Source organism: Planococcus sp. FY231025, assembly GCF_052078085.1.
Classification (GTDB): Bacteria; Bacillota; Bacilli; order Bacillales_A; family Planococcaceae; genus Planococcus.
This window is the reverse complement of the sequence record NZ_JBQJJG010000003.1, coordinates 152576-176951: the sequence shown is the minus strand read 5'-3', so window position 1 is coordinate 176951 and position 24376 is coordinate 152576. Positions and strand designations below refer to the sequence as shown.

28 protein-coding genes are annotated in these 24376 nt (G+C 50.1%); 4 read left to right on the top strand and 24 right to left on the bottom strand.

What is annotated here, in order from left to right:
- Window position 1: 1 nt before the first annotated feature.
- The 18 genes from ACTL32_RS03160 to ACTL32_RS03075 form a co-directional block, all read right to left on the bottom strand.
- On the bottom strand, window positions 2-718 hold the full coding sequence (locus ACTL32_RS03160) for a DUF881 domain-containing protein (RefSeq protein ID WP_441340109.1): 717 nt from the start codon (window positions 716-718) through the stop codon (window positions 2-4).
- A gap of 16 nt (window positions 719-734) precedes the next feature.
- A complete protein-coding gene (locus ACTL32_RS03155; RefSeq protein WP_441340108.1) occupies window positions 735-1460 on the bottom strand; it encodes a DUF881 domain-containing protein in 726 nt (241 codons plus the stop codon).
- Window positions 1435-2223 (bottom strand): cell division protein FtsQ/DivIB, encoded by a 789-nt coding sequence (locus ACTL32_RS03150; protein ID WP_441340107.1) that lies wholly within the window; start codon window positions 2221-2223, stop codon window positions 1435-1437. Before ACTL32_RS03150 ends, ACTL32_RS03155 begins: the two co-directional genes overlap by 26 nt.
- A 19-nt stretch (window positions 2224-2242) precedes the next feature.
- Window positions 2243-3607 carry a UDP-N-acetylmuramoyl-L-alanine--D-glutamate ligase gene (gene murD / locus ACTL32_RS03145; protein WP_441340106.1) on the bottom strand — a complete coding sequence of 455 codons (1365 nt, stop codon included), beginning with the start codon at window positions 3605-3607 and terminating at the stop codon, window positions 2243-2245.
- Window positions 3608-4576: a phospho-N-acetylmuramoyl-pentapeptide-transferase gene (mraY, locus tag ACTL32_RS03140; protein ID WP_441340105.1), complete on the bottom strand. Its 969-nt coding sequence runs from the start codon at window positions 4574-4576 to the stop codon at window positions 3608-3610. It abuts the gene before it with no gap.
- Between the two features lie 24 nt (window positions 4577-4600).
- Window positions 4601-6925 carry a penicillin-binding transpeptidase domain-containing protein gene (locus ACTL32_RS03135; protein WP_441340104.1) on the bottom strand — a complete coding sequence of 775 codons (2325 nt, stop codon included), beginning with the start codon at window positions 6923-6925 and terminating at the stop codon, window positions 4601-4603.
- Entirely contained in the window at window positions 6922-7281 is a 360-nt protein-coding gene (gene ftsL, locus ACTL32_RS03130; RefSeq protein WP_441340103.1) for a cell division protein FtsL, read from the bottom strand. The genes ACTL32_RS03135 and ftsL overlap by 4 nt, the downstream gene beginning before the upstream one ends.
- Before the next feature lie 41 nt (window positions 7282-7322).
- Window positions 7323-8273, bottom strand: coding sequence for a 16S rRNA (cytosine(1402)-N(4))-methyltransferase RsmH (gene rsmH / locus ACTL32_RS03125; RefSeq protein ID WP_441340102.1), 951 nt, complete (start codon window positions 8271-8273; stop codon window positions 7323-7325).
- A gap of 22 nt (window positions 8274-8295) precedes the next feature.
- Entirely contained in the window at window positions 8296-8727 is a 432-nt protein-coding gene (mraZ, locus tag ACTL32_RS03120; RefSeq protein ID WP_204892703.1) for a division/cell wall cluster transcriptional repressor MraZ, read from the bottom strand.
- A gap of 148 nt (window positions 8728-8875) precedes the next feature.
- Complete coding sequence (gene bshC / locus ACTL32_RS03115) at window positions 8876-10492, bottom strand: bacillithiol biosynthesis cysteine-adding enzyme BshC (RefSeq protein ID WP_441340101.1); 1617 nt, start codon at window positions 10490-10492, stop codon at window positions 8876-8878.
- Window positions 10493-10610: 118 nt separating this feature from the next.
- Complete coding sequence (locus tag ACTL32_RS03110; RefSeq protein ID WP_441340100.1) at window positions 10611-10994, bottom strand: DUF3397 family protein; 384 nt, start codon at window positions 10992-10994, stop codon at window positions 10611-10613.
- Between the two features lie 3 nt (window positions 10995-10997).
- A complete protein-coding gene (locus ACTL32_RS03105; RefSeq protein WP_441340099.1) occupies window positions 10998-11855 on the bottom strand; it encodes a ketopantoate reductase family protein in 858 nt (285 codons plus the stop codon).
- A gap of 81 nt (window positions 11856-11936) precedes the next feature.
- On the bottom strand, window positions 11937-13487 hold the full coding sequence (locus ACTL32_RS03100; RefSeq protein ID WP_441340098.1) for an acyl-CoA carboxylase subunit beta: 1551 nt from the start codon (window positions 13485-13487) through the stop codon (window positions 11937-11939).
- 29 nt (window positions 13488-13516) lie between these two features.
- Window positions 13517-13732, bottom strand: a complete 216-nt coding sequence (locus ACTL32_RS03095; RefSeq protein ID WP_441340097.1) for a biotin/lipoyl-containing protein — start codon at window positions 13730-13732, stop codon at window positions 13517-13519.
- Complete coding sequence (locus ACTL32_RS03090) at window positions 13729-15078, bottom strand: acetyl-CoA carboxylase biotin carboxylase subunit (RefSeq protein ID WP_441340096.1); 1350 nt, start codon at window positions 15076-15078, stop codon at window positions 13729-13731. The genes ACTL32_RS03095 and ACTL32_RS03090 overlap by 4 nt, the downstream gene beginning before the upstream one ends.
- A 246-nt stretch (window positions 15079-15324) precedes the next feature.
- Window positions 15325-16077 (bottom strand): enoyl-CoA hydratase/isomerase family protein, encoded by a 753-nt coding sequence (locus tag ACTL32_RS03085; RefSeq protein WP_441340095.1) that lies wholly within the window; start codon window positions 16075-16077, stop codon window positions 15325-15327.
- 85 nt (window positions 16078-16162) lie between these two features.
- Window positions 16163-16339, bottom strand: a complete 177-nt coding sequence (gene rpmF, locus ACTL32_RS03080; RefSeq protein ID WP_204892585.1) for a 50S ribosomal protein L32 — start codon at window positions 16337-16339, stop codon at window positions 16163-16165.
- Between the two features lie 24 nt (window positions 16340-16363).
- A complete protein-coding gene (locus ACTL32_RS03075) occupies window positions 16364-16897 on the bottom strand; it encodes a YceD family protein (protein ID WP_204892586.1) in 534 nt (177 codons plus the stop codon).
- A 127-nt stretch (window positions 16898-17024) separates the two neighbouring features.
- On the opposite strand from ACTL32_RS03075, the gene ACTL32_RS03070 reads away from it, so the two are divergent.
- On the top strand, window positions 17025-18224 hold the full coding sequence (locus tag ACTL32_RS03070; protein WP_441340094.1) for a nucleotidyltransferase: 1200 nt from the start codon (window positions 17025-17027) through the stop codon (window positions 18222-18224).
- On the opposite strand, the gene ACTL32_RS03065 is transcribed toward ACTL32_RS03070, so the two are convergent.
- The 3 genes from ACTL32_RS03065 to rsmD are packed head-to-tail and all read right to left on the bottom strand — an operon-like array spanning window position 18212 to window position 20337.
- On the bottom strand, window positions 18212-19237 hold the full coding sequence (locus tag ACTL32_RS03065) for a SepM family pheromone-processing serine protease (RefSeq protein WP_441340093.1): 1026 nt from the start codon (window positions 19235-19237) through the stop codon (window positions 18212-18214). The genes ACTL32_RS03070 and ACTL32_RS03065 overlap by 13 nt on opposite strands.
- A 52-nt stretch (window positions 19238-19289) precedes the next feature.
- On the bottom strand, window positions 19290-19769 hold the full coding sequence (gene coaD, locus ACTL32_RS03060) for a pantetheine-phosphate adenylyltransferase (protein ID WP_441340092.1): 480 nt from the start codon (window positions 19767-19769) through the stop codon (window positions 19290-19292).
- Window positions 19762-20337, bottom strand: coding sequence for a 16S rRNA (guanine(966)-N(2))-methyltransferase RsmD (gene rsmD / locus ACTL32_RS03055; protein ID WP_441340091.1), 576 nt, complete (start codon window positions 20335-20337; stop codon window positions 19762-19764). Before rsmD ends, coaD begins: the two co-directional genes overlap by 8 nt.
- Window positions 20338-20419: 82 nt before the next feature.
- On the opposite strand from rsmD, the gene ACTL32_RS03050 reads away from it, so the two are divergent.
- Window positions 20420-20800, top strand: coding sequence for a DUF7147 family protein (locus ACTL32_RS03050; protein ID WP_441340090.1), 381 nt, complete (start codon window positions 20420-20422; stop codon window positions 20798-20800).
- On the opposite strand, the gene ACTL32_RS03045 is transcribed toward ACTL32_RS03050, so the two are convergent.
- Complete coding sequence (locus tag ACTL32_RS03045; RefSeq protein WP_441340089.1) at window positions 20801-21073, bottom strand: YlbG family protein; 273 nt, start codon at window positions 21071-21073, stop codon at window positions 20801-20803.
- A gap of 207 nt (window positions 21074-21280) precedes the next feature.
- Here ACTL32_RS03045 and ACTL32_RS03040 point away from each other — a divergent pair, with 207 nt between their 5' ends.
- On the top strand, window positions 21281-22198 hold the full coding sequence (locus ACTL32_RS03040; RefSeq protein WP_441340088.1) for a glycerophosphodiester phosphodiesterase: 918 nt from the start codon (window positions 21281-21283) through the stop codon (window positions 22196-22198).
- Between the two features lie 94 nt (window positions 22199-22292).
- Here the strand turns inward: ACTL32_RS03040 and ACTL32_RS03035 are convergent, their stop codons facing one another.
- The gene (locus tag ACTL32_RS03035) at window positions 22293-22739 is read right to left on the bottom strand and encodes a YlbF family regulator (protein WP_441340087.1); all 447 of its coding nucleotides are present in this window, start codon (window positions 22737-22739) and stop codon (window positions 22293-22295) included.
- Window positions 22740-22812: 73 nt separating this feature from the next.
- Between ACTL32_RS03035 and ACTL32_RS03030 the strand changes: the two genes are divergently transcribed.
- Window positions 22813-23298: a PaaI family thioesterase gene (locus ACTL32_RS03030; protein WP_441340086.1), complete on the top strand. Its 486-nt coding sequence runs from the start codon at window positions 22813-22815 to the stop codon at window positions 23296-23298.
- Window positions 23299-23304: 6 nt separating this feature from the next.
- On the opposite strand, the gene ACTL32_RS03025 is transcribed toward ACTL32_RS03030, so the two are convergent.
- Entirely contained in the window at window positions 23305-24372 is a 1068-nt protein-coding gene (locus ACTL32_RS03025) for a CAP domain-containing protein (RefSeq protein ID WP_441340085.1), read from the bottom strand.
- Window positions 24373-24376: the final 4 nt, after the last annotated feature.

The window sequence follows — 24376 nt, the reverse complement described above, 5'->3', positions numbered from 1 at the left end:
GTTAACTCCCCTCCCCTTTCTGCAGCCCTTTATAATCGATTTCCTTTTCGTAGGCCTCCACCGTCAGCTCCTCGACCGGGTCCGAGATCACCACCGATAAATTGGCGACATAAAAATCATCCAAAATCGTGGAGGACATCAAATGGTTGTAGAGCTTTTCGGTATTCTCCATCGAACCGGATACAATCTTGACAGTAAATGGCGGCGTCTGCAGCGGAGCCGTGTTCACGGTCGTCCGGCCATTGATATCGCGGATGGCGGTGGTGTTGATGATCCGGTTTCCATCAATCGACACGTAAAGCCCGTTGAACCGGTTGATTTCATTGACAAAACGGATCAGCAAGTCAGGTGCAATGCTTTCTATATCCAACCCCATAGCGACCGCTTCAGGAGAAGGTTCGATTGACACCTCAATTCCTGGTCCAGTCATTTCCGTGAGCCCTGCCTGTTTCCGCAGTTCTTCGACGGTGCCCTTCAGCGCTTGTTCCGGGCTGTCGCTTGCAGCCTCACCATATTTGGCGAGGGTTTCATCCAGTAAGGAAATTTCCGAAAGCAATTCTGAATGAAGCTGCTTCTCTTGTGAAAGTTCCTGCCGGATTTCCCAAATATCCCGCGTATCGCGGGAATCTGGTTCATTGATGGTATTGAATTGCACCGCTGCCATCAGGCCGATAACAAACAGGATCAGTGAAAATCGGGAAGGGATCTTCTTTTTCATCAAATGGCCCCTCCTTTTAAGATTCCGTCAGCAACGCCGGCATTTCGATTTTTTTCCCCGGATCGAGCGTCACGATAATGTTATCGTTGACCAGCTGGTCCATGACCCCGCCGGTTAGTTCCATCGAGGATTCGAGCACATCCGGTTTGCCGATCGCTTCAATCGTGAATGGCGCCGGGTATTGGGTGCCGTCCACCGTGATGACCGGCCCTGTGCAGACGATATAGGAATTCCCATGGATCCGTTGGCCGTTCACGGATATGGCTTGGGCACCCGAAATGTACAGCTCATTGATGACCTGGAACACATGGCTTTCATGCACAATGTAATCGTTCGGATTCACGGATCCGGCACCGTACTCGCCGTCCTGGAGCGTCACTTTCAAGCCCTCCCCTTCCACGGGCAATGCCCCGTTGAACCGGCGCAGCGCTTCCGCTTCTTCGGCCAATTGGGCTGAGAGGTTTTCCCCGCCTGAAAACGTTTCCTCAAACTCCTGCACTGCTGCCTGTTTTTTTTCAATTTCTTCACGCAGCGCCTTGTTCCGCTCCTGCTGGCTGATCAACTCTCCCCGGTACCGCTCTTCTTCTTCGAAAAACGCGCCGCCGGTATATTCACCGGACTTTTTTCCGGCTTCCGACAAGCTGTAGGAATAGGACATGATAAATCCTAGCACGAGAAATACCAGCGAGAAAATGATCGACTTGCTGAAGCGTTTTTTAGGACTCTTCTTCGGTTTCTTCATCTCCCCCACCTTCCTTCTCCGGCCCGTAGACATCTGCAAAGGAACGGAAGAATATCCCGACTTCCATGTCGATGACACCCTTTTGCCCGTCTTCAAGCTGCGCAATGATGGACGGATAGTAGTTCAGCTTCTCGGCCAGCGTATTCAATGTCGCTTTCACTTCATTTCCGTCGTTCATATACAGCGTCACCAGAAGTGCTTCTTCCTGGTCCGGATTCAAAAAGATCTGGGAAATCAAGTTATAGACACCGGACTCCGTTTCAGCAAGCTGAGCGGCGAGCACCTTCAAGGTCTCCGGATCTTCAAACTGAGAAAAAATCGGTCCGTTGATCGAAGTGACAGGCTTGTCCAGGATATGGCCTGTTGACAAAACCATCTGATAGCCCGTGCCGTTATCCAGATAGCCGATTTTTTCAAATTCCTTGATGCGGACGTCAACGCCGGTCAGCCATTTCTTTTCGACCGCGGCGCTTTCCACCCATTCCAGCCCGGACAATTTAGCTTCAATGTCCTTTTCGCTGAATGACCACATCGAATCCCCCGGAGCCAAGCCGCTCGCTTCCTGGTATTCATCGGCACTGTAGTAATTTGCGCCTCCAACACTGATTTCCTGGATTTTGCTGTATTTCGTCTGGCTGTAGATCAGTATGGCAAGCAGCAACAGGAAAACAAACAGCAATATGAAGAACTTGCGATTGGTTCTTTTTTTCCGCCGCTCACGGAGCGACGGGATGCGTTCTTCGATATCAATCACTTTTTCCATAATTGCTGCTCCTTTCCGTTTAGTCGTTTGTTTCCGTCACCCGCTGGACGGCATCGATAAATGCATCTCCGCGGATTTCAAAGCTTTCATATTGGTCCCAGCTTGCACATGCAGGCGACAAGAGGATCGTGTCCCCTACCGCAGAATGGCTGACCGCTTTTTCAACGGCGTCCTGCATATCGCCCGCCTTGGCGACCGCTTCTACGCCGCAGTCATGGGCGAATTCCGCAAACCGGTCTGCCGTCTCACCGAAAGTGATCAGAGCTTTGACCCGGTCCATGAACGGCCGCAGCTCTTCGAGGGAATGATTGCGTTCCAAGCCTCCGGCAAGCAGGATGACCTGCCCTGGGAAAGCCTCGAGCGCACTTTTTGTTGCAAGGGCATTCGTCGCTTTTGAATCGTTGTAGAATTTGCGCCCATTCCAGTTAAGGACGAATTGGGAGCGGTGCTTCACTCCTGTAAAGGACGTCAGGACACGGATAATGGTTTCCTTCGTTCCGCCCCAGAGAAGCGATGCGGCAGTAGCTGCGAGAATATTCTCCAGATTGTGCTGACCGCCGAGCATGATTTTCGAGCGTTCGATCAGCTTCTCGCCTTGCCAGTAAATGAACTCTTCATCCGCGCTGATGCTCGTTTCCGTCCGGCCTTTCAACGTGAAGGGCACCAATTGGGCAGTGCATTCAGCGGCAAAAGCAGCCAGCAGCGGCTGATCGGCATTGTAGATGAAGAAGTCTTCTGCTGTCTGGTTCTGTGCGATTTTCATCTTGGAGCCCCTATAATCTTCGAGGGTTCCGTGATAATCGATATGCGCTTCATACAGATTGGTGATGATTGCGATATGCGGGCGGAAGCTTTCTGTCCCCTTTAGTTGGAATGAAGAAAGTTCGGTGACGATCACATTCTCGGATGTAGCTTTTTCTGCCACTCCGCTTGCCACCGTGCCGATATTGCCGGCAATCAGCGGTTTTTTCTTATCCTGGTTGAGCATATGGAAAAGCAGCGTCGTGGTCGTCGTCTTGCCGTTCGAACCTGTGATGCCGATAAACGGAGCTTCACTGATCAAATACGCAAGTTCGATTTCCGTCCAGATCGGAACCCCTTTTTCAAGTGCTGCTTGGATCAGAATATTGGAATACGGAATTCCCGGATTTTTTACAACCAGCTCAAAGCCTTCGTCCATCAAATTTTCAGGATGGCGGCCGCAGATCACGGTGACGCCCAGATTCAATAATTCCTGTGCTTCCGGATTTTCTTCAAATGGCTTGGAATCATTGACAGTTACAAAAGCCCCTAATTGGTGAAGGATGCGGGCAGCGGTGAAGCCGCTTTTCGCAAGGCCGATCACCAGCACTTTCTTATGGTGAAGCTGTTCAACTTGTTTCATTTAAAATACCTCCAATGCTACGGCGATAATGGAGGCAAGGAGACCGACTGCCCAAAAGACAGTCACAACTTTCCATTCCGACCAGCCGCTCAACTCAAAATGATGGTGAATCGGGCTCATTTTGAAAATCCGTTTCTTCCTAATTTTAAAACTGCCAACCTGCAGGATGACTGACAAGGTCTCAATGACAAAGACAAGGCCGACCAGCAGCAAGAGCAATTCCTGCTTCAACAGGACCGACACCATTGCCAGCGCTCCGCCTAATGCGAGCGAACCGGTATCCCCCATGAACACCTTTGCGGGGTATTTATTGAACACCAGGAAGCCGAGCAGTGCGCCGGCTACCGAGAATGTGAACAACGCGACGCCATACTGGTCCTGGTGGATCGCGATGATGCCGAATGCGGCAAACGCGATCGATGCCGTTCCTGCTACAAGGCCGTCCAGGCCATCCGTCAAATTGACGGCATTCGAAAAGCCGACGAGCCAGAAAATCAGGAATGCTACATACAATGCCCCCAGTTCAACGGAAATCCCGGTAAAAGGAATTTTCAGTGAAGTGTCGAAACCGATTCCGCTCAGTAAGAAAAACGAAATGGCGGCAATGACGATCTGGGCGATAAGCTTCTGAAGTGAAGTGAGGCCTAGGTTCCGCTTTAGCACGACTTTTATGAAGTCATCCAAAAAGCCGATGAGGCCGTATCCCGCTAATACTAGCAGCAATACTGTCACTTCGGCAGACATCATGTCTGCAAAAAAGGCGACAGCAATCACCGTTATGATGATTGCGATTAAGTACACGAGGCCGCCCATAGTCGGCGTCCCCGTTTTTTTCATATGGGATTCTGGCCCTTCTTCACGTATGCTTTGGCCAAATTTCATTCTTCTAAGCAATGGAATGAAAAGCGGCATCAGCAGTACAGTCAATAAAAAACCGAGTCCAAATCCAAGCAACAAATATACGTCCATTATAGAGCTCCTTTAATCAATGAATTATTCAGCCGATTCCTCGAGGATGATTTCCTCTGAAGGTTCTTCGGCAGGGTCTTCGACAATATCTTCTTCAGCGCCAGGCAGTGCTTCCACCGGCGCTTCTTCACTCGCGTCTCCGGCTTCTTCCGCCGGCATGCCTTCAATCCCATCGGTCATCTGGACTTTGAAGAGATCTGACGGCGGCTGCAGCCGGACGACGACAGGTTCCGCCGGCACCACTTCCGAGCCCGCAGTCACGCTTTGGCCGACCGCAAACCCTTCGCCGGCCAGTTCCAGTGTAATGCCGCTTAGCGACTGGTAAGCAAGAAGTTCACTTTTCGACCATCCGGCAAAGTCTGGAAGCACAGCTGCCCCTTCTGTTTTCAGGAGGACTGTGCTGCCTTCCACTACGGTTTCCCCTGCAGCAGGGTACTGTGAAACCACTTTCCCGGAATCGCCCGTCACTATCCCAGTGATCCCTTGTTTCGCCAAGTGGGCCGAAACGTTGGAAGCGGATTTGCCGGAATAGTCCCCAAGCGTCATCGTTTTGGCTTCTTTAGTATTTTCAGGTTCGATATTCATGTACTTCAATCCGTTTTCCATGACGGAAGTGAAGATCTTGGACACCGGAACAGAACCGTATTCGCTTGCCGGCAGATTTGGCTGCTGGACCCCAATGTAAATTAACAGTTCCGGATCTTCCGCAGGCGCCATGCCGACGAAAGAGTAGAGATAACCGTTTTTCCCCCGGTTGATGTAGCGGCCGTCTTCTCCCGGGACTTGAGCAGTACCCGTTTTGCCGGCTACGCTATAATCCTGTAAAGCGAACGGCCGGCCCGAGCCATGCTCCGAAGTTACGGTCGATGCCAAGATGTCGCGTACTTGGTTGGCAGTTTCGGCTGAAATCGGCTGTCCTGCTTTTTCCGGTTCGCTTTTGTGTGTAACTTCGCCCGTATCGGGATTTTTAATCTGGTCGATAATATACGGCTTCATCATGACGCCGCCGTTGGCGATGGCAGAAGCTGCTTGGATCATTTGAATCGGCGTAACGGTCGAACCTTGTCCATAAGTCAGCGTCAGTGTATCCACTGGAGAGCTGTCCAGAATCTTCCCTGGAGCTTCATTCGGCAGATCAATGCCTGTTTTTTGGCCAAAACCGAATGCGTCAACATAGGATTGGAAATTTTCCGCTCCCAGCCTTTCGAGCAGATAAGCCATGGAAACGTTTGACGAACGCTGGAAACCTTCCAGGAACGTTATGCTTCCCCACCCTCTTCTGCTGTTATGGTCCCCGATCGTACGGTCGTAGAATTTATATGTACCCGATTCATAATATGCATTCGGGTCCCACTTGCCTTCTTCAATCGCTGCGGCCAATGTAAACATTTTCATCGGCGAACCCGGTTCGATTGTCAATTCGATGCTTTCGTTCAGCCAATTCTCAGAAAGCCCTTCACGGGTATTCGGATCAAAGGTAGGGCGCTGGGACATCCCCAGGATCTCCCCTGTTTTCGGATCGGCGATCACTGCAATCATCCGCTCAGGCGAATATTCCTCCTGCACTTTGGTCATCGCTTCTTCAAGGAAGTTCTGCAATGTCTTGTCCAGCGTCAATTGGACATTCGAACCGTCTACGGCTTCTGTGACCGCCGATTCGCTATTCGGGAGCAAGAATCCCCATTTATCGGTGCTGAACTCGATTTTGCCGTTCTTTCCAGTTAACACTTCATCATGGATCGCTTCAAGTCCCATTTTGCCTTTTGTAACCATCTGCCCATTTTCCTGTTCTTCCTTCAGTGCGAAGCCGATCAGATGGGAGGCAAAGGCACCATTGGGGTACAAGCGCTTCAGGTCCCTGACGAAAAGGATTCCGGGAAGCTCTTCTTCCTTCATCTCGAGCATCTTCGTATGGCTGATTTCGCGCCCAGCCACTCCGAACTCTACTTGGTAACGGTCTTTTTCCATACCGGTTTCCAATATGCTTAGAAGTTTTTCTTTCGGGGTACTTAAGTACTCAGACAGAATTTTGGCTGTTTTCTCCGCATCCGTAACATGTCTTGGATTGCTCGCTTTCTGTGTAGCGGATTCATCCAAAACGGCGACCACTTTATATGTCAGCGTATCTTCCGCAATCACTTCCCCGTTGCGGTCGATTATCTTTCCGCGCTTAGCTGACAGCACTTCTTCCTGGCTGTACTTCGCCGCCGCTTTGGCCGCCAGTTCCTGGCCTTCTACCGAGCCGGTCGCTTGAATCGTGACAATTCTTGCCGTTAAAAGGAAAAAGAGCCCTGCAAAAACTAAAAACAGCAGAAAGGCTCCCCATTGAAATCGAAACTTTTTTTTCATTGCCCTGGCACTACCTTTACATTTTGCTCATTTAATTTTAGGCCTTGTTCTTTCGCTTTAGCCCAAATGCGCTCGTATGTAGAAAGTTCGCTGACTTGCACAGACAAATCTGTATTTTGTTTCACTTTTTCATCGATTGAATGTTCAATTGTTTGGATCTCTTGAGTAGATGCCTGTATCACCGACTGGTTTTGCAGAACCAGCACGGAACATAATACAAAAGCAGCCAAGAAAGAAAGATAAAGCACTTTCTCGCCTTTGGTGATCAGATTCTTTTTCTTTGCGGGCACCCGGACCGGGTTTTGAGGAACGGCCGGCTGCTGTATGTATGCTTCTTTCCTTGCATGTAATGCCATTTGAACACGTCCTATTCTCTAAAATTCTCTCTAATTTGCTTTTAGTTTTTCTGTTTTTCTCTAAGTTTTTCTGCAATTCTCAGTTTCGCTGAACGCGAACGGTTGTTGACTTCAAGTTCTTCTGGTGATGGAAGAATGGGTTTTCTTGTTACGAGTTTGAGCACCGGTTCCATTCCAGCCGGAATGACTGGCATATTATGCGGCAGCTCAGGCAATGATGACGCTTCCTTGAAAATCGTCTTGCATAGCCTATCTTCCAATGAATGGAAAGTGATGACACTGATTCTTCCGCCGACTGCCAACAGGTCGATGGCATCTTGCAATGAAGTTTCAGCTGCGCCAAGTTCATCATTTACTGCAATGCGGATTGCCTGAAATACCCGTTTTGCCGGATGTCCGCCTTTGCGCCTTGCAAAAGCCGGAATGCCGTCTTTGATGCAATCCACCAATTGGCCGGTTGTTTCAATCGGCGCTTTTTCGCGTGCAGCCTCGATTTTTCTGGCAATCTGTTTGGAGAATTTCTCTTCGCCGTAGCGGTAGAAAATCCTTACCAAATCTTCGAACGGCCATTCGTTGACAACTTCATAAGCACTTAATTCGGCTGTCTGGTCCATTCTCATGTCGAGCGGGGCATCGTGGTGATAGCTGAAGCCGCGTTCCGGCGTGTCCAGCTGCGGCGATGAAACTCCCAAGTCATACAGGATGCCGTCAACTTTTTCGATTCCGCGTTGTTCCAGTTCTTCTTTGATGAATTTAAAATTCGCATGGATGAATGTGATTCTGTGCAAATAGTCTTTCAGCTGATCCTTCGCATGGTCAATTGCGCTCATATCCTGGTCAAAACAAAACAAATGGCCTTCATCAGACAATTGTTTCACCAGATACTCGCTATGGCCAGCACCGCCGAGCGTACAATCTACATAGATGCCGTCAGGACGAATGTTCAGCCCATCAACAGTCTCGTGCAGCAGAACCGTGGTGTGATTGAACAATCCATTTCCCCCGTTTCGGTTTTTAGAAATCAAAGTCCGCTAAATTCTCCGCAATATCATTGAATGAATCCTCAGATGTTGTGAAATACTCTTCCCATGCATCTTTAGACCAAATTTCAAATCTATTTGAGACACCGAGAATAACGCATTCTTTTGTCAGTTTTGCATATGATATTAAAGTGGATGGTATATTTACGCGGCCTTGTTTATCGAGTTCGACTTCGGAAGCTCCCGAGAAGAAGAAACGGGTGAATGCACGCGCATCTTTCTTAGTAACCGGCAGTTCTTTCAATTTGTCCTCGATCTTTCGCCATTCTTCCATCGTGTAGCCAAATAAGCATTGATCCAGGCCTCGGGTTATCACAAAATTTTCCCCGAGCAGTTCACGAAATTTCGCAGGCACGATTAAACGTCCCTTTGCGTCAACGCTATGTTGATATTCTCCCATGAACATGCCCGTCACCCCACTTATTGATTTTAATGTACCACAATCCCCCACTTCCCACCACTTGTTTTTGAAATATTTCACGTATGTTACAGAAAAATATCCCAATTGAACTTATTGAAACAAAAAAAAGCCTGCCAAGGCAGACTTTTCCGGTTTAAAGGCTTACGATTTTGTGATTTTTGTTATAGTCCATTTCGAGTGCCAGCAAGCGCCGGACAAGGTCTGGGCCGTACGCGTTCAAATACGGGAACGGACTGAACACGCGCTCCTGTAAGCCTTCGTTCGGCAACAGTTCCATTTCCAGGAGATCAAAATGCGCAAATTGTGTGCTGTTCTGAAGAATCACTTCATCTTCCAGTTTGTTTTTCAAGAAGTTCAGCTGCTTCAAATGGATTCCGAGGTTCTTTTCGACAAGCGGGGTGAGTCCCCCACTTATTGCCGTAAACGCCGCTTCAATTTCCTTATACGCGGCAACCAGCCCTTCTTTGGTCCGTTCGACGAGCGCTTCTGCCTCTTTTTCGCGGATGGAATCCATCAATTCCAAGCGCATTTGTGCGACTTTGCGTTCGCTGATCACTTGCGGAACGGTCAAGCCGTATTTATCAAGCAGGCTTTGGACGTGCCGGTTCACCAAAGTGATGTTGAGCCGCGGCATGACCACGGGCATCTCCATGCCCATCACATCGAAAGCACCTTTCAGCGCCGCCCAGTAGGCCACTTCACCAGGTCCGCCGACAAATGCGAGGACCGGGAAAACCATTTCCTGCATCAAGGGGCGCGTCACAACATTGTTGCTCAGCAGTTCTGGATTTGTGCGAGCAATATCCAGCAATTCTTCTCGTGAATAGGAAATATCGGTGCCTTTCCCAACAAAGCGCCCGCCTTCCCGTGACAGGAGAATGCGTTCGCCGTGTACCGTGATGAACAGGTTGGCTGCCTCCTGTTCTGCACCGATCACTGTGTTATAGGAAGGGGACAATTCCGCTTCGGTTTCAAAAACCGATTGTGCGATGGCTTCCGCTTTTTCAATCATCTCCTGGAAATAAGCGGACTCGTAGCGCCGAAGCCTCGGATCAGCTGCATCGATATACAGCAGCCCTTCTTTCTGGAAAAAATGATTCAGGAATGAGGCGAAAAAGTCCGTGAAAGTGGCCGCCTCGTCCAAGAAAGCGAAAGCCAATCCATGCAGCTCTTTGGAATAGGCCGTCTCTGGCATGCTCCGGAAATACTCCGTCAAATAGGATTTGATGGTCGATTTGTTGAGGGCAGCTGTAGAGGCAGAATTTTTTCCGTACTCCGTATGGGGAATGTTCAGTTTGTCCAGCCGGCCATTGACGTCCCGGTACAAATGGCTGATTTCCGCCAAATCGTGGTCTTCTCCGGCAATCCAAAAGACAGGGACAATCTTCGTGTTCAATTGTTCAGAAGCTTTTTTGGCCAGAACAATCACCGAAATGGCTTTATGGATTGTATAAAGCGGCCCCGTCAAAAGCCCGGCTTGCTGGCCGGTGACAACGACGTGTGCCCCTTCTTCAAAATCGGCCAAATGCTGGCGCGCTTTTTCAGAAAGACCGCGCGGCTCCATATAGGCCCGAATGATGCCAGCGAGTTCCTCGCGCCTTACAGGATGTTCTTTTAATTTTTCCAGCCGTGTGCTGAAGCTGCCGGCTTCCGGTTTGTATGAAAAGAACTGCTGGATTTCCGGCCGTCCGTTTATGTAGTCTTCCATCAGCCTGCTCGATGGTTCTATATAGTGTTCCGTGATTTTCATGCAGATTTGTCCCCTTTTTCGTTTACATTCAAATCTACTATATCAAACACGGACCCCGTTGAAAAAAAATACGCTTATAAAGGCTGTCGGCAAATGGCCGGCATTCCCCTTCATAAGCTCAGGAATTGAAAAATTCATCGAATGTAAAAAGAAGCCCTGCAGTGCAAATGAGAAAATGGGCGACGCTCAAGACCAGAAAGTAAACGCGCCATGTCTTGCGGGTGAGCCTCGGAATTTCAATTTCTTTCGAATGTTTCCACTCGGCGACCAGCATAAGGATGGCAATGACCAGCGCTCCGGAATAAGTGATCATCGACGCCTCATAATCCCAGATCGCAGCCGCTGCGGACGGAACGGAAAAGAACAGCAGTACGGTGGTCCAATCGGCAGCAACGCCGATCGACCGGTACCCCAATCGTTTTCTTGCAAGCAGAATGATCATAATGAATAAAAGTGCAGGCGCCGCAAGCAGCAGCGCTCCGGCGGCATATAGGATGTCCATGGCTTAAACCTCGGCTGATTTCAGAATATGGTAGAACGCCTTTAATAGCGGCAATTCGGCAGGCGCACGCTGCAATGTATACAGCATGATGGTATCCAGCTCCATTTTTCGGCCTTCGAGCCTGTCGCTAAGCATCGAAGAAGTGTTTTCAGCCGTAGAAGCGCATAGAGCAGTCACTTCTTCAAACGGCAGCAGGTCCTCGATTTCCGGAAATGCCCGGTATAATTCCGTATAGAGGTCTTTCAATAATTCATAGGCTGAAGGGTTCACCAGAAGTTCACCATTCTTGATGCCCATTAACGCAGTCAACGGGTTGATGATGCTGTTCAGCAGCACTTTCCTGAACAGCATCCAGTCCGCATCATCGTGCCATTCACTCTTCAGGGCCCGAACCTGCAGCAGGGGAAGGAAAAACCGCTCTTCGCCCCTTAGCAATGCGAACTTCACCAAACCGTCCCCTGTATGGCGGATTTCATTGGCCCCGGTTTTGAGGACGCCATGTTCAACACTGCCGGCAGCGATATTCGGCTGCGGCATCCCTTTCAAGTAATCGAGGTGCATCATGCCATTCTGCAGAAAGACAATCGGATTCTTCGGACAATGTACGTTCAGCGCAGCGAGCAGCTCCTCCAGTGCATCGTACTTTACAGCCAGCAAAAGGATGGCATCCTCGGGAATCCCTTCAAAGCCGGTTTGCGCTTCCACCATATAAAACGCCCTATCTTTCTTGATTCCCTGCTCATTGATCAGATCGGCCTGTTCTTTGCTGTGCGCTACAACCTTCACATCGGCTCCCGCATCTTTCAGCAGGCAAGCCATCAGCATGCCGACCGCCCCTGCCCCAATAACCGCAAACTCCATACAATCACCCCTTAAGCGAAATGGTCCCTTGCTTTCAAAAAAGAAGCCCACCTTTACAGGCAGGCTTCCAGGTTTATTTTATTATACAGGATAAACGGCATGTTTTCGATACGGCAAAGGCATTTCTTTTGTTTCATAAAATGCCAATCGCTGGGAAACGACTCCGCGCAATTGATGCGGCGCCACGATCTCATCGACGATCAATTCGGATGCCAATTTATAGATATCGATTTCTTCCTTGTATTCGCGGTGTTTCTCCTGAACATATTTGATGCGTTCTTTCGGATCTTCGATTGCTTCGATTTTATTCGAATAAACCGCATTGACGGCTGCTTCAGGCCCCATTACCGCAATTTGCGCAGTCGGAAGCGCGATGCAGACGTCCGGCTCGAATGCCGGGCCGGCCATGGCATACAATCCGGCGCCGTATGCCTTTCGGACGATGACCGAAATCTTCGGAACGGTCGCTGAGCTCATCGCCGCGATGAATTTCGCGCCGTGGCGGATGATGCCTGCACGTTCCACTTTCGTCCCGATCATGAATCCTGGCACATCTGCAAGGAACAGGAGCGGAATCGAGAACGCGTCGCAGAGGTTGATGAATTTTGCGCCTTTATCGGCTGAGTCTCCGAAGAGGACGCCCCCTTTGACTTTCGGTTGGTTGGCAAGGATGCCGACCACTTGGCCGTCGATGCGGGCGATGCCCGTAATCAATTCGCCGGCGAACAATTTCTTGATGTCGAAAAAGCTGCCTTCGTCCACTAACTGGTCGATCAGTTCATACATATCAAACGGCGCATTCTGGTTTTCCGGAATGATCTGTTCGAGCGTCCGTCCGGCTTTCGCAGCTTTCGCTTCGATCCGTTCCGGCTTGACGGCAAAGTTCGCCGGGAAGAACGCCAAATAGCGGCGGGCTTCTGAAATCGCTTCTTCCTCATTTGCAGCCAGTACGTCGCCGACGCCGCTCACTGAGCAATGCATGCGCGCGCCGCCCATTTCTTCAAGCGTCACTTTTTCGCCGATGACTTTTTCAGCCATCCGCGGAGATCCCAGATACATTGATGCGTTGCCGTCAACCATGATGACGATATCACAGAAAGCCGGGATATAAGCACCACCGGCAGCAGAAGGGCCGAATAGTACGCAGATCTGCGGCACCATTCCGGACATTCTCACCTGGTTGTGGAAAATCCTGCCCGCACCCCTACGGTTAGGAAACATATCCAGCTGGTCCGTAATGCGCGCCCCTGCCGAATCGACCAGATAAAGCATCGGAACCTGCATCTTTTCAGCAGTTTCCTGGATGCGGATGATCTTCTCGACCGTCCGCGAACCCCAGGAACCGGCTTTTACTGTAGAATCGTTCGCCATGACGCAAACGGTTTCCCCGTTCACTTTCCCGATGGCTGTTACCACGCCGTCGGCCGGCAAGTCGCCTGCTTCGACATTGGCGAATCTGCCGTCTTCGACGTAATTTTCATCGTCGAACAGGAGCTTCAGCCGGTCCCGTACAAATAGTTTATTGCTTTCCTTCATTTTTTCGTGGTATTTCGGATGACCCCCTGCGAAAATCGACGCGAGTTTTTGTTCCAAGCGTTCGTTATAGCCGGTCGTTTCACTCGTTTTTGTCATCTATGACGCCCCCTTTGTGTAAACAGTGCTTATTCTGCTAATGTGATCAGTGTTTCTTCTTCGTTGACGAAGCTTCCCACTTCAACGTGGATCTTCTCGACGCTTCCTGCTGTTTCCGATTCGACCGGAATCTCCATCTTCATCGACTCGAGCATGATGACAGCCTGCCCCGGTGTAACGGCATCCCCTTCGGATACCAATACGCTTAATACTGTTCCTGCCATTGACGCTTTCAATTCTTTCATGATCCTTGTTCCTCCTTTATTTTAACCATCCATTCCGGCAATACGGACGTTGCGTATTCGCCGGAGACAAATTCTTCCGAACCGATAAATTCCTTGTACAGCGGAAGATTTGTTTTTACCCCGATTATTTCCGTTTGGTCGAAAAATGCTTGTGACTTGTGCAAGGCTTCTGCCCGATCCGCGCCGGTTATGATCACTTTAGAAATCATCGGATCATAGAATGGCGTAACGGTGTTGCCTTGTTCATAGCCGGTTTCAATGCGTGCTCCCGGCCCCCACTCGACCGTCTGCAGCAAGCCCGGTGACGGGAAGAATGTTTTCGGGTCTTCCGCATAGATGCGGTATTCGATGGAATGGCCCGTTGAACGGATGCTGTCCTGGGACGGCAAAGTTCCGCCAGTCGCCACGTCGAGCTGCCACTCCACCAAATCGAACCCCGTCACTTCTTCCGTGACCGGATGCTCCACTTGAAGCCGTGTGTTCATTTCAAGGAAATAAAACTCGTTGTTCTGGTCTACGATGAATTCAACAGTCCCGGCGTTCGTGTAGCTGACAGCTTTTGCCGCTTTGACCGCTGCGTCGCATAACCGCTGGCGCACGTCTTCCGGCAGATCCGGTGACGGCGACTCTTCGATCACTTTCTGGTTGCGGCGCTGCACCGAACAATTGCGTTCGAACAGATGAACGATGTTGCCGTGTGCATCGCCGAAAATCTGGACTTCGATGTGGCGCGAATCCGCGATGAATTTCTCCAGGTATACGACATCATCACCGAAATAGGCCTTGGCGCGGTTTTTGACGGAAGCGAACTGCTGACTGAGCGCTTGCTCATTATCACAGCGCACCATGCCGATTCCGCCGCCGCCAGCACTTGCTTTAAGCATCAGCGGATAGCCGATCTTACCCGCTTCTTCAAGGGCTTCTTCAATCGTAGCGACCCCATCGACCGTTCCAGGCACTACAGGGACGCCTGCTTTGGCCATGGTCTGGCGTGATTCGAGCTTATCGCCCATCTTTTCTATGATAGTTGCGGAAGGTCCGATAAAGATCAGGCCAGCTTCTGCCACTTTGCGGGCAAAGTCCGCGTTTTCCGACAATAACCCATAGCCGGGATGAATCGCTTCGGCGTTATGCGCCTTTGCGGCTTCAATAATTTTGTCTGCTTGCAGATACGACTGCACGACCGGATTTGGTCCGATCAATACAGCTTCGGTCGCTTCACTGACGTAAGGCAGATCCCCATCAGCCTCAGAGTGGATGGCAACCGTTTCAATCCCGAGCCGTTCGCATGTGCGGATGATCCGCCGTGCAATTTCGCCCCGGTTTGCAATTAGGATTTTTTTCATATTAGAAATACCCCCAATGTTTTTCTCCCTTCTATAGCATATACGAATTTTGTAAGCGATTTCAACTATTGGCGGAAAATTTTATATTTTAGCGGCTTTCGGAAAGCGTGAAGATGGGCATGCCGTTAGCCGCACCTATAAATTCCCTGCACAGTCCGGGTCACCTGCGCATGCAAAAAATAGTCAGCCTGGCGGAACTTCAAAGCATAATAAAAAGGCTTCCGGTTTGGAAGCCTTCAAACGCATTCACTTTTTCGTTTTCGCCAGGAAGCGGTCCACTTCTTCATGGTGGGCGTCTTTTTCCCACAATTCTGCGCAGCGGCGGACTTCCTGGTCAACGCGCCCTCTTAAATCAGCAGCAGCCCATTTGCGGATGGCCATTTCTTTATACGCCCGGTGGACTTCCGGACGGATTTTCTTCAGCGATTCCAGGAAATCGGCGATGTCTGCATCCTCGCGTATGATTTTGGTGGCCCAGCCGATCTTTTCAAGTTCACTTGAACCGAACGCACGGGCCTGTCCGAGCATCATCAGCGCACGGTCATGGGCAAGCGTTTCAAAAAGGTACGTCCCCCCTCCCCAGCCGCTCGTGATCGCCAAGGTCCCTTGGATAAATCCGCATTTTGCATGCTCACGGACCAAACGGAAATCGCAAGCGGTCGCAATCTCGCAGCCGCCGCCGACTGCTGCACCATTGACGGCCGCTATTACAGGAACCGGCAAGGTCTTGATGGCATACAGGACATCGCTCATGCGCTTCAGCATGCCGTATGCCTGCTCTTCCGTCCGCAACTCATGGAATACGGAGAGATCGCCGCCTGAACAGAAAGCGTGGGTGCCGGCTGCCGTGATGACGACAAACCGGATTTCTGAATTATGTACTTGCGCCACCATTTTTTCGAGCCCTTCCATGACCTCGGTATTGATGGCATTGCGGATTTCGGGCCGGTCGATCGTAAAAGTCATGACCGCATCCGCCACTTCGATTTTATACGACATGTCCCATCACTCCTCATTTTTGGATAGAGAAAAAGGCTATCGAGAGCCATGGCCTCTCAATAGCCTTTCAGCAGCAAATACTGTTTTATTTGCTTGCTACTACTTCTTTCCCTTTGTATGATCCACATGCTTTGCAGACGTGGTGAGCCAATTTCGATTCGCCACAGCTTGGGCAAGTTACCATGCCCGGCACTGACAATTTGAAATGTGTACGGCGTTTTCTTTTAACGGTTTTGGACGTTCTTCTAGCTGGTACAGCCATTGGTGACACCTCCTTACAATGATTCTATTCATCTGACTGATCAAAATACTTTGCTAAATCAGCAAGTCTTGGATCCGGTTTTGGTGGTGCTTCAGCTTTCTCTGCTTCCACTTGCTCATCTGTCGAATACGACCAGTCTTTGCCGCCTTTGATAACGGCTTCGTCTGCATCTTCCTTGAAGACCTGTATCGGTATCTCAAGCAAAATAAGTTCTTCGAGTACAGGCTGAAGATCGATCGTTTCAGCATCTACAAAATGAACATTATCATCCTTGCTTCCCCGGTCTTTTTCAGACCAAGAGAATATTTCCACCGAATCGATGTCCACCGGGAATTCAACGTCTTCCCAAGTTCGTGCACAAGGCAAAATGAGCATGCCTTCGAGATGGAGCCTGCACGTGATTTGTTGCGAACCAATTGTGCAATGTCCTGTAACGCGGATGGGTGAAATATCGCGAATATCGCTATTGCGCTTTTTCACATCCTCCAATCGAACAGTCTGGTCAATTGGCATCCCGTCTTTGCGATGCTTTTGAAGCTGTTGAATCGCCATTTTCATAAGTATCACCTCTAAGACAACAAAGTTGATTATATAATGCACAGAAAAGGATGTCAAGATAAAATCTTGTCAGGGCAAACCCATCATCGGTATACTGTATTGTAAGTTTAACAAAGGGGCGGATCAAATGAAAGCTACAGGCATCGTTGTCGAATACAATCCATTCCATAACGGCCATCTCCACCATGCGAGGCAGGCAAAAAAAGTTTCAGGTGCGGATGCCGTAATCGCGGTGATGAGCGGGCAGTTCCTCCAGCGCGGCGAGCCGGCATTTGCGGATAAATGGGCGCGCACCCAAATGGCGCTCGCCAATGGCATCGACCTGGTCTTCGAACTGCCTTATGTCTATGCGACAGCGCAGGCCTCGGATTTTGCAAAAGGGGCCATCGCGCTGCTGGATGCAGCCGGCTGCGAGTCTTTCTGCTTCGGCAGCGAGCAAGGAAGCATCGGCCCTTTCCACGCCTCCTACAGCCTCCTTAGGGAACACCGGGCGGTTTATGAAGCATCTATCCATAAAGCTGTCCAAACCGGCATCAGCTACCCCAAGGCGCTGAATAAAGCCTATACGGAACTTACCGGTTCCAAATCCGGTTTTGCCGATCTGACACAGCCCAACAACATCCTCGGTTTCCATTACATAGAAGCGGCAGAAAAAAGAGGGTCTGCCATGAAGCCGCTGACCATCCAGCGCATTTCTGCAGGCTACCATGATCCGGTCGACCGGAATTCATCGATTGCAAGCGCCACGGGCATCCGCAACGCTTTTTTCGAAGAAGGTTCAATTGAAGAAGTGTCCGCGTTTCTGCCCGCGCCTTCCCTTGAGGTGCTCGAAGCGTTCTACGCCGAATACGGGGCCTTCGGGAGCTGGGAACGGTTTTACCCCTTGCTCCGCTACAGCATCTTGCGCGAGAAGCCCAAAAACCTCAGCCGGTTTTCGGAAGTCACGGAAGGCATTGAACACCTGATTTACGAAGCGGCAAAAAAAGAAACGGAGTTTGCCGGGTTTATCCGCCTCATCAAATCCAAGCGATTTACCCGCACACGGCTGCAGCGGATGCTGACTCACATTTACACAGGATTCACCTGGGAACAACTGCGTTCGTTCGAGGAGCCTTCCTACCTGCGGCTGCTCGGGATGTCGGAAACCGGAAGAAAATATTTGAATCAGAAAAAAAAGAATATCGCCCTTCCCCTGATTAGCCGGGCCGCCGATTTAGCGGACCCGATGGGAAAAGTCGATATTCATGCAAGTTTCATGTATGGGCTCGGGATGGGTTCAGGCGACATGAAAAAAGAATTCACCACCCCGCCCTGCTATTTCGGCTGAAGGCCGTCCAAATATGCTAGCGCATCATCAATCGTTTTGACAGGCACCACTTTCATGTCGGTGCCTATTTTTTCTGCCGTTTTTTTGGCGACGTCATAATTCGTCTCGTCCATGCCTTCCGTTTCATCGTCGGGAGCGAAAAAGATTTCAATGCCTTCATTGTCAGCAGCCATCACTTTCTGATCGATGCCGCCGATCCGGCCGACTTTGCCGTCCGCCGCCATCGTCCCTGTGCCTGCAATGTCATAGCCTTTGGTAATGTCCTCATCAAGCAATTGGTTGAGGATTTCCAACGTGAACATCAGCCCGGCAGACGGACCGCCGATTTCTTCTGAATCGATTTTCACTTCCGGAGTGGTTTGGATGGTCTTGTTCTCGACAAAAGAGATGCCGAGCCCGACCCGCTCCGGCGCTGTCGGCAGCGGTGCGAGTTCGATCACATCGCTGATTTCCCGCTCTCCGCGCTTGAAGCGCACGTCCACCGCTTCCCCCTCATCCTTGCCGGCCAAATAGTCGACGAATTGGTCTTGGGTGGTGAACTCCTGCTCGTCCACTGACAACACGCGGTCGCCTGCAGCCAATACACCTTCTGCAGCACCGCCTTCAAGGACATTCATGACATAGACGCCGTTATTGCTGATTTCATAAGGCTTTTCGGCCTGCTCAAACGCCACCTGCAAGGCGTTGACCTGTGAATCGCTCATCATCTTCAGTTGACGGATATTGTATTCTTCGTCGCTTTCATGCGGACTCCGTACCTGGTCCGCCGGAAGGACTTTATAGCCATCCCTGAATTTCGCCATGACATAGAGCGCCGGGGTAGCTCCAAGCATGGATACCGTCATCAAGCTCAGTTCCCCTTGATCATCTTCATCTCCTCCGGCCACTTCCACAAGGGGGCCAAGCTCATAAGCGCCTCCCGGACGCGTTATATAGAAATCCAGGGGATAGGATGACAATAAAATTGCGGATGCTACCACAGCCGCAAAGAAAACCGTTTTTCTCTTTTTCATTGAATGCTCCCCTTCCTTCGGCAAAATGATAAAAAGCCACGAAACCCGTGGCTTACTTGTACTTCGACTTTAACGCTTCTTCAACTGCAGGCGGCACCAGGCCCGAAATACGGCCTCCATATTTCGCAACTTCCTTGACGATGCTCGAGCTGAGGAACGAATACTGGTTGTTTGAAATCATGAAGAGCGTTTCAATGTTCTCATTCAAGAAACGGTTCATCGACGTAATCTGCATCTCGTATTCAAAATCCGAAACAGCGCGCAGCCCCCGGATAATGGCATTCGCTTTGACTTCAACCGAATAATCAATCAGCAGCCCGCTGAATGTATCCACATCGACATTCGGGATGGATTCCGTCACTTCGGAAATCAAGCCCATCCGTTCTTCGACTGTGAACAGCGGATTTTTGGAGGAGTTGTTCAATACCACCACTTTGACTTCATCAAAAATCGTCGAAGCCCGTTTGATGATATCCAAATGCCCCATTGTAATCGGGTCGAAACTTCCTGGCACAACTGCAATTTTACTCAAAATCTTCTCCCTCTTCCCCTTTAAAGCGATAAATTGAAATGATGGTGCTGCCGTACAATTCCTTCTTAAAACGCTCGTAATATTTCGTGCGGCTGCTGAGCTCGACATCTCTGTCATGTTCGCAGACGACGATCGAATCATCCGTCATAATGCCCAGCTCTGCTGCCTTGTCCATCAACCCGTAAGCTTTTTCCATATGGTACGGCGGATCCAGGAACAACAGGCGTGCCTGCACACCATTCTTCTTTATGGCTTTCAGCGCCCGTTCAGCGTCAGCTTTGAACACTTCCGCCTGGCCTGAAAGCCTGGTCTTTTCCAGGTTTGCGTGGATGGTCTCTAAGGCTTTCCGGTCTTTGTCGGTGAATATGGCCCGGTCAATGCCGCGGCTCAGCGCTTCAATGCCGAGGCCGCCGCTCCCTGCAAACAGATCGAGGGCATAGCCGCCGTCAAAAAAAGGGCCGATCATATTGAATATGGATTCTTTCACTTTGTCTGTCGTGGGCCTCGTGGATGTGCCCGGGACTGCCTTGAGCGGCAGCCCTTTGACTGAGCCTGCTACAACACGCATTTTATCGCCTCTTATAAACTGATTTTCTTATGAAATGGACTTTCTTTAATGGTAAAATGAAATCTGGAAAGGACGTGGATTTATGATACAGCGTTTTATCGAATTAGGAGAAGGCTACGGAGATCTTTATGAACTTCGTGAACTGATCTCGACAAATCCCCATCGATTCAAGCATGGGTTTATATTTGCTTCGCCGACAAAGGAGGGCATTCCGACCTTGTCCGTCGCTGCTGCATTCGAGCCCGCATCCGAAGGCGGCTTTATGCCGATCTACATATGCAGGGAGGGCATTCCGGAAAACTCCAAGCGGCTTGGGATTTTCGAAGAGGCCGTGAAGAAGCTGGGCCACACTCCGATCAAAATGGACGTGAAGCATTCTTCGCATTTTGCTGAAAAGCGGTTCTACTTCAGCCACCTGGTTGCCATTCTTCGCCTGAACCACTTTATTCCGCCGATGCAGTAATCAAAGGCCGATTTTGTAATCGTATTCTTTGGCTTTATCCGGTTTTGCGTTTTCATACTCGGTTTTCAGAAACGGCCGCTGCGACTCCAGCACTTGCTTGACATAGGGCAGCTTCAGTAATTTCACCTTGGTCGATTCGATGACATCCTGGTCCATATAGAGGACTGCATATTTAAGCTTGCGCGAAATATAATGGACATGTCCATATTTGCGCAGCGATTTGGCTTGTTTCAAGTGATGCACATAGACGATGAGGCCTTGGCGATCATGCATAATCATCCCTCTTTTCTTAACTTCTAGAATACCATAGGAAAGAAACGGGCCGCAACTGAGGAAATCGGTCCGGGATAAGGCGCCGGCCGCTTCTGCGAACCTCTGCCTTACGGGGGCAATAGGTATTTCCACACGTAAAACTAACACTCATAGCCGGAATTCGCTATAATGGCTTTAGTTGAATTTTCAAGGGGGTCACAAATCGACATGGGCAAAAAGACAAAAATAGGCTTTGCGGCCGTTGCTGTCGGCGCTGCCGCTTGGGCCGGCTCGAAAGCGCTGGCAAACCCGCAGGCACGGCCAAAAAAAGAAGTCCTCAGCTATGAGTCGCCAATTGTATTGGCACATAGAGGAGGAAGCGCCATCGCCCCGGAGAACACGATGGCCGCTTTTAAAAAATCTGCCGGATTCGGCGTAAAAGGTTTTGAGATTGACATCCGCTTGACGAAAGATGAAGAAATCATTGTTTTTCACGATGAATATCTTGACCGCACCACAGACGGGGCGGGCAGAGTGGCGGAGCATACACTAGAAGAGCTGCGGAAACTTGATCTGGGGTATCACTTCCTGGCAGCCGATGGCGCGCATACCTATCGCGGCAAAGGAGAAGGCGTGGTGACATTGAAGGAGCTGCTTGAAGATTTCCCGGAGATGTACATCAATATCGATATCAAAGATTCCCCTGAAGCTTATGAGGGCAGCTTGATGCCGTCGAAACTCTGGCGGCTGATCGATTCACTCGGCGTCCATTCACGGGTCGTTGTGACAAGTTTTTATGATGAACAGATTGACCGCTTTAATCTGTATGCACAAAACCGCGTCGCGATCGGAGCGGGCGAGAACGAAGTGAGGAAGGCGTTCACGGCTTTCAATAGCCAGTTCGGCCATCTTTACAAGCCGAGAAGCGATGTCTTTCAGATCCCGGTGCGCTCTTCGATGTTCCGCCTGGACCAGCCGAGGTTTATCTCGTTTCTGGCAAACTTGAACATCCCTGTCCATTATTGGACCATCGATGCGGCTTCGGAAATCGAAGCGCTTCTCACAGCCGGAGCAAAAGGCATCATCACCGACCGTCCGGATGTAGCAATGCAAGCTGTAAAGGATTTCACGAAAAAAAGCCAATAAAAAAATGTGCAACGTTGCCGTTGCACATTTTTTAAATTGTTCATATTTCCGCATGGGTCCTGCACTCTTTTCAAAAGAACCATTGCAAGTTCCATTATGCTGAACAAGAGCAGCCTCCGCCGGTTCCACAGCTCCCGCCGCAAGAAGAATCGGATGAGAAGAACGGATTGCTCGAAGGGATCTTGACCGCTTCGGAAACCGATCTTCCGATGATAAAACTGACCTGATCCATCAGATCCTGCAGGCTGTTTTCCGCAAACCGCAGCTCCGCCACTTTCTCATTCAAATCAAGGCGGCGTTTATCGATGCGGATCTGCTTCATCACCCGGCTGTATTCCGGATGGTACTTGCCGAAGCGCTGCACTTCTTCATATTGGTCTTTCAATCTGGCAAATGCGGCAATTTCGTCTGCAAGATTTTTATCATTATAGACAGCGTTATAGGCTGCCCGGTATTGTTCAGCCTGTTCCGACTGTAGAATCATTTGGCTCAACTCTTCTCCGGAGTCAGTGATTTGCGCCCATTCATAGGTCATAAACATGTGTATTCCTCCCCTACAATCCCATAATAGCAGAAATACTCCCATTTTCATACATATTGAAAGGAATGGTTCCATGAATAGCTTAGCTTCCCAATTCAACCGCATTCTCGCGGACAGCACGCCAGAAGATATTAAAATATTGACCGACTTCCTCTCGAATTTCGAAAAGAAGCAGCGCGGGGAATTCGGTACTTATTTGAGCGCCAGTTTGAATATGACCCGGGAAACGGAGAACGGGACCAGCGCGGTATCGATCCCGAATACTCCATTCATCCATAATAATATCTCCATCCCGCACGGCGGAATACTGGCGGTCCTGGTCGACACAGCCATGGGAACACTCGCTAACAGCGAATCCCCTCCAGGCATGGCCGCAGTCACCACAAATCTTATGATCCATTATCTGGCCGTCGCCACTTCCGATACCATCACGGCAGAAGCCTCCATGATCCGCAAGGGCCGCCACACGATGGTGATTGAAAGCAATATCTTCCAGGAAGACGGAAAGCATATCGCAACGGCCACAGGCTCGTTCTTCCTCGTCGAGAAAAAAAGCTGATTGCTTTTATTCCTCTTCGGCAGCATCCGGTTCCTGCAGCACCAGGATCTGGGTGTAATATTTCCCAAAAGCCCCGACCCCGATTTCGTTGAACCGGTCAGATAGGATGGCATCGCGATGGCTTTCCGAGTTGATCCACCCATGCACAGCCTCCATCGCATCGAAATATTGCGATGCCGTATTTTCGGCCGCACCTTCAAATTCAATATTTGCCTCCGTCAGCCGGTTGTCGAGACTTTCCAGCTCCACTTCCTCGCCGGAAGCCAAGTTTTTCTTAGCCGTATTCTGGCTATGAAGGGCAGCAAGGCTGCTTACTGAAGGATTGACTGCCAGCGCCTGTTTCTGGTGGTGCAGGCGATAGACATTCGTCAAATCGATGATTTGCTTGGCATTCGCTTCGTCGATTGCGATTTGCAGTGTGGATGAAGGTTTTGTGATTGGCAGTAACTCACCGGTAAACATCATGTCATAAGGCTGATGCCGGATTAATGTTTCGGCGTCCATAAAGCGGACCGCTTCGAGGGCATGGTCCTCCTCGTCAATATAAAGCTGGGCATAGACATCTTCAAAACTCACCAACAAGCGCCTTCCGGTGTCTTCAGCGCTTAGGCTGAACGTATAAATGCTCGTGCCGTATTTTACTGTGATTTCATTTTCTACTATTGTAAAGCGGTACAGGTCTTCAAGCTTCTGTCCGATTTCATAAGGAGAGGCGTCCACCGCAGTGCCTGCAGCATATACTTGCACAATCTGCCCCTCCTTGACGCCGACCATCACAAAACTCGAGAAGGACTGGTTGTAGACCCACCATTCATAGCCGAAAGCAGACGGTTCCATGCGTGCCGGCGTCCCGTAGTCAGCCAGCCATGCTTCTGCCGGTTTTCCGACATAGGTTGATATCCCTTCTGAAGGGCGGTCCACTGCCATCGGGTCTTCTTCCAGGTCATCGGCCGGCAGCGGATCCATCGTGACCGGTGCTTCCAGCGGCTCGTTTTCTTCAATCGAGGTATCAAAATAAAAAAATACGATCAGGATGACCGATAGAAAAATCATGATGCGCAACAAGTCCTTCATTCTA

What these genes read in the sequence shown, in the direction of transcription:
- ACTL32_RS03160 (WP_441340109.1), bottom strand. Translation starts at nt 718, where the DNA reads ATGAAAAAGAAGATCCCTTCCCGATTTTCACTGATCCTGTTTGTTATC.
- ACTL32_RS03155 (WP_441340108.1), bottom strand. Translation starts at nt 1,460, where the DNA reads ATGAAGAAACCGAAGAAGAGTCCTAAAAAACGCTTCAGCAAGTCGATC.
- ACTL32_RS03150 (WP_441340107.1), bottom strand. Translation starts at nt 2,223, where the DNA reads ATGGAAAAAGTGATTGATATCGAAGAACGCATCCCGTCGCTCCGTGAG.
- murD (WP_441340106.1), bottom strand. Translation starts at nt 3,607, where the DNA reads ATGAAACAAGTTGAACAGCTTCACCATAAGAAAGTGCTGGTGATCGGC.
- mraY (WP_441340105.1), bottom strand. Translation starts at nt 4,576, where the DNA reads ATGGACGTATATTTGTTGCTTGGATTTGGACTCGGTTTTTTATTGACT.
- ACTL32_RS03135 (WP_441340104.1), bottom strand. Translation starts at nt 6,925, where the DNA reads ATGAAAAAAAAGTTTCGATTTCAATGGGGAGCCTTTCTGCTGTTTTTA.
- ftsL (WP_441340103.1), bottom strand. Translation starts at nt 7,281, where the DNA reads ATGGCATTACATGCAAGGAAAGAAGCATACATACAGCAGCCGGCCGTT.
- mraZ (WP_204892703.1), bottom strand. Translation starts at nt 8,727, where the DNA reads ATGTTCATGGGAGAATATCAACATAGCGTTGACGCAAAGGGACGTTTA.
- bshC (WP_441340101.1), bottom strand. Translation starts at nt 10,492, where the DNA reads ATGAAAATCACGGAACACTATATAGAACCATCGAGCAGGCTGATGGAA.
- ACTL32_RS03110 (WP_441340100.1), bottom strand. Translation starts at nt 10,994, where the DNA reads ATGGACATCCTATATGCCGCCGGAGCGCTGCTGCTTGCGGCGCCTGCA.
- ACTL32_RS03105 (WP_441340099.1), bottom strand. Translation starts at nt 11,855, where the DNA reads ATGGAGTTTGCGGTTATTGGGGCAGGGGCGGTCGGCATGCTGATGGCT.
- ACTL32_RS03100 (WP_441340098.1), bottom strand. Translation starts at nt 13,487, where the DNA reads ATGACAAAAACGAGTGAAACGACCGGCTATAACGAACGCTTGGAACAA.
- ACTL32_RS03095 (WP_441340097.1), bottom strand. Translation starts at nt 13,732, where the DNA reads ATGAAAGAATTGAAAGCGTCAATGGCAGGAACAGTATTAAGCGTATTG.
- ACTL32_RS03090 (WP_441340096.1), bottom strand. Translation starts at nt 15,078, where the DNA reads ATGAAAAAAATCCTAATTGCAAACCGGGGCGAAATTGCACGGCGGATC.
- ACTL32_RS03085 (WP_441340095.1), bottom strand. Translation starts at nt 16,077, where the DNA reads ATGTCGTATAAAATCGAAGTGGCGGATGCGGTCATGACTTTTACGATC.
- rpmF (WP_204892585.1), bottom strand. Translation starts at nt 16,339, where the DNA reads ATGGCTGTACCAGCTAGAAGAACGTCCAAAACCGTTAAAAGAAAACGC.
- ACTL32_RS03075 (WP_204892586.1), bottom strand. Translation starts at nt 16,897, where the DNA reads ATGAAAATGGCGATTCAACAGCTTCAAAAGCATCGCAAAGACGGGATG.
- ACTL32_RS03070 (WP_441340094.1), top strand. Translation starts at nt 17,025, where the DNA reads ATGAAAGCTACAGGCATCGTTGTCGAATACAATCCATTCCATAACGGC.
- ACTL32_RS03065 (WP_441340093.1), bottom strand. Translation starts at nt 19,237, where the DNA reads ATGAAAAAGAGAAAAACGGTTTTCTTTGCGGCTGTGGTAGCATCCGCA.
- rsmD (WP_441340091.1), bottom strand. Translation starts at nt 20,337, where the DNA reads ATGCGTGTTGTAGCAGGCTCAGTCAAAGGGCTGCCGCTCAAGGCAGTC.
- ACTL32_RS03050 (WP_441340090.1), top strand. Translation starts at nt 20,420, where the DNA reads ATGATACAGCGTTTTATCGAATTAGGAGAAGGCTACGGAGATCTTTAT.
- ACTL32_RS03045 (WP_441340089.1), bottom strand. Translation starts at nt 21,073, where the DNA reads ATGCATGATCGCCAAGGCCTCATCGTCTATGTGCATCACTTGAAACAA.
- ACTL32_RS03040 (WP_441340088.1), top strand. Translation starts at nt 21,281, where the DNA reads ATGGGCAAAAAGACAAAAATAGGCTTTGCGGCCGTTGCTGTCGGCGCT.
- ACTL32_RS03035 (WP_441340087.1), bottom strand. Translation starts at nt 22,739, where the DNA reads ATGTTTATGACCTATGAATGGGCGCAAATCACTGACTCCGGAGAAGAG.
- ACTL32_RS03030 (WP_441340086.1), top strand. Translation starts at nt 22,813, where the DNA reads ATGAATAGCTTAGCTTCCCAATTCAACCGCATTCTCGCGGACAGCACG.
- ACTL32_RS03025 (WP_441340085.1), bottom strand. Translation starts at nt 24,372, where the DNA reads ATGAAGGACTTGTTGCGCATCATGATTTTTCTATCGGTCATCCTGATC.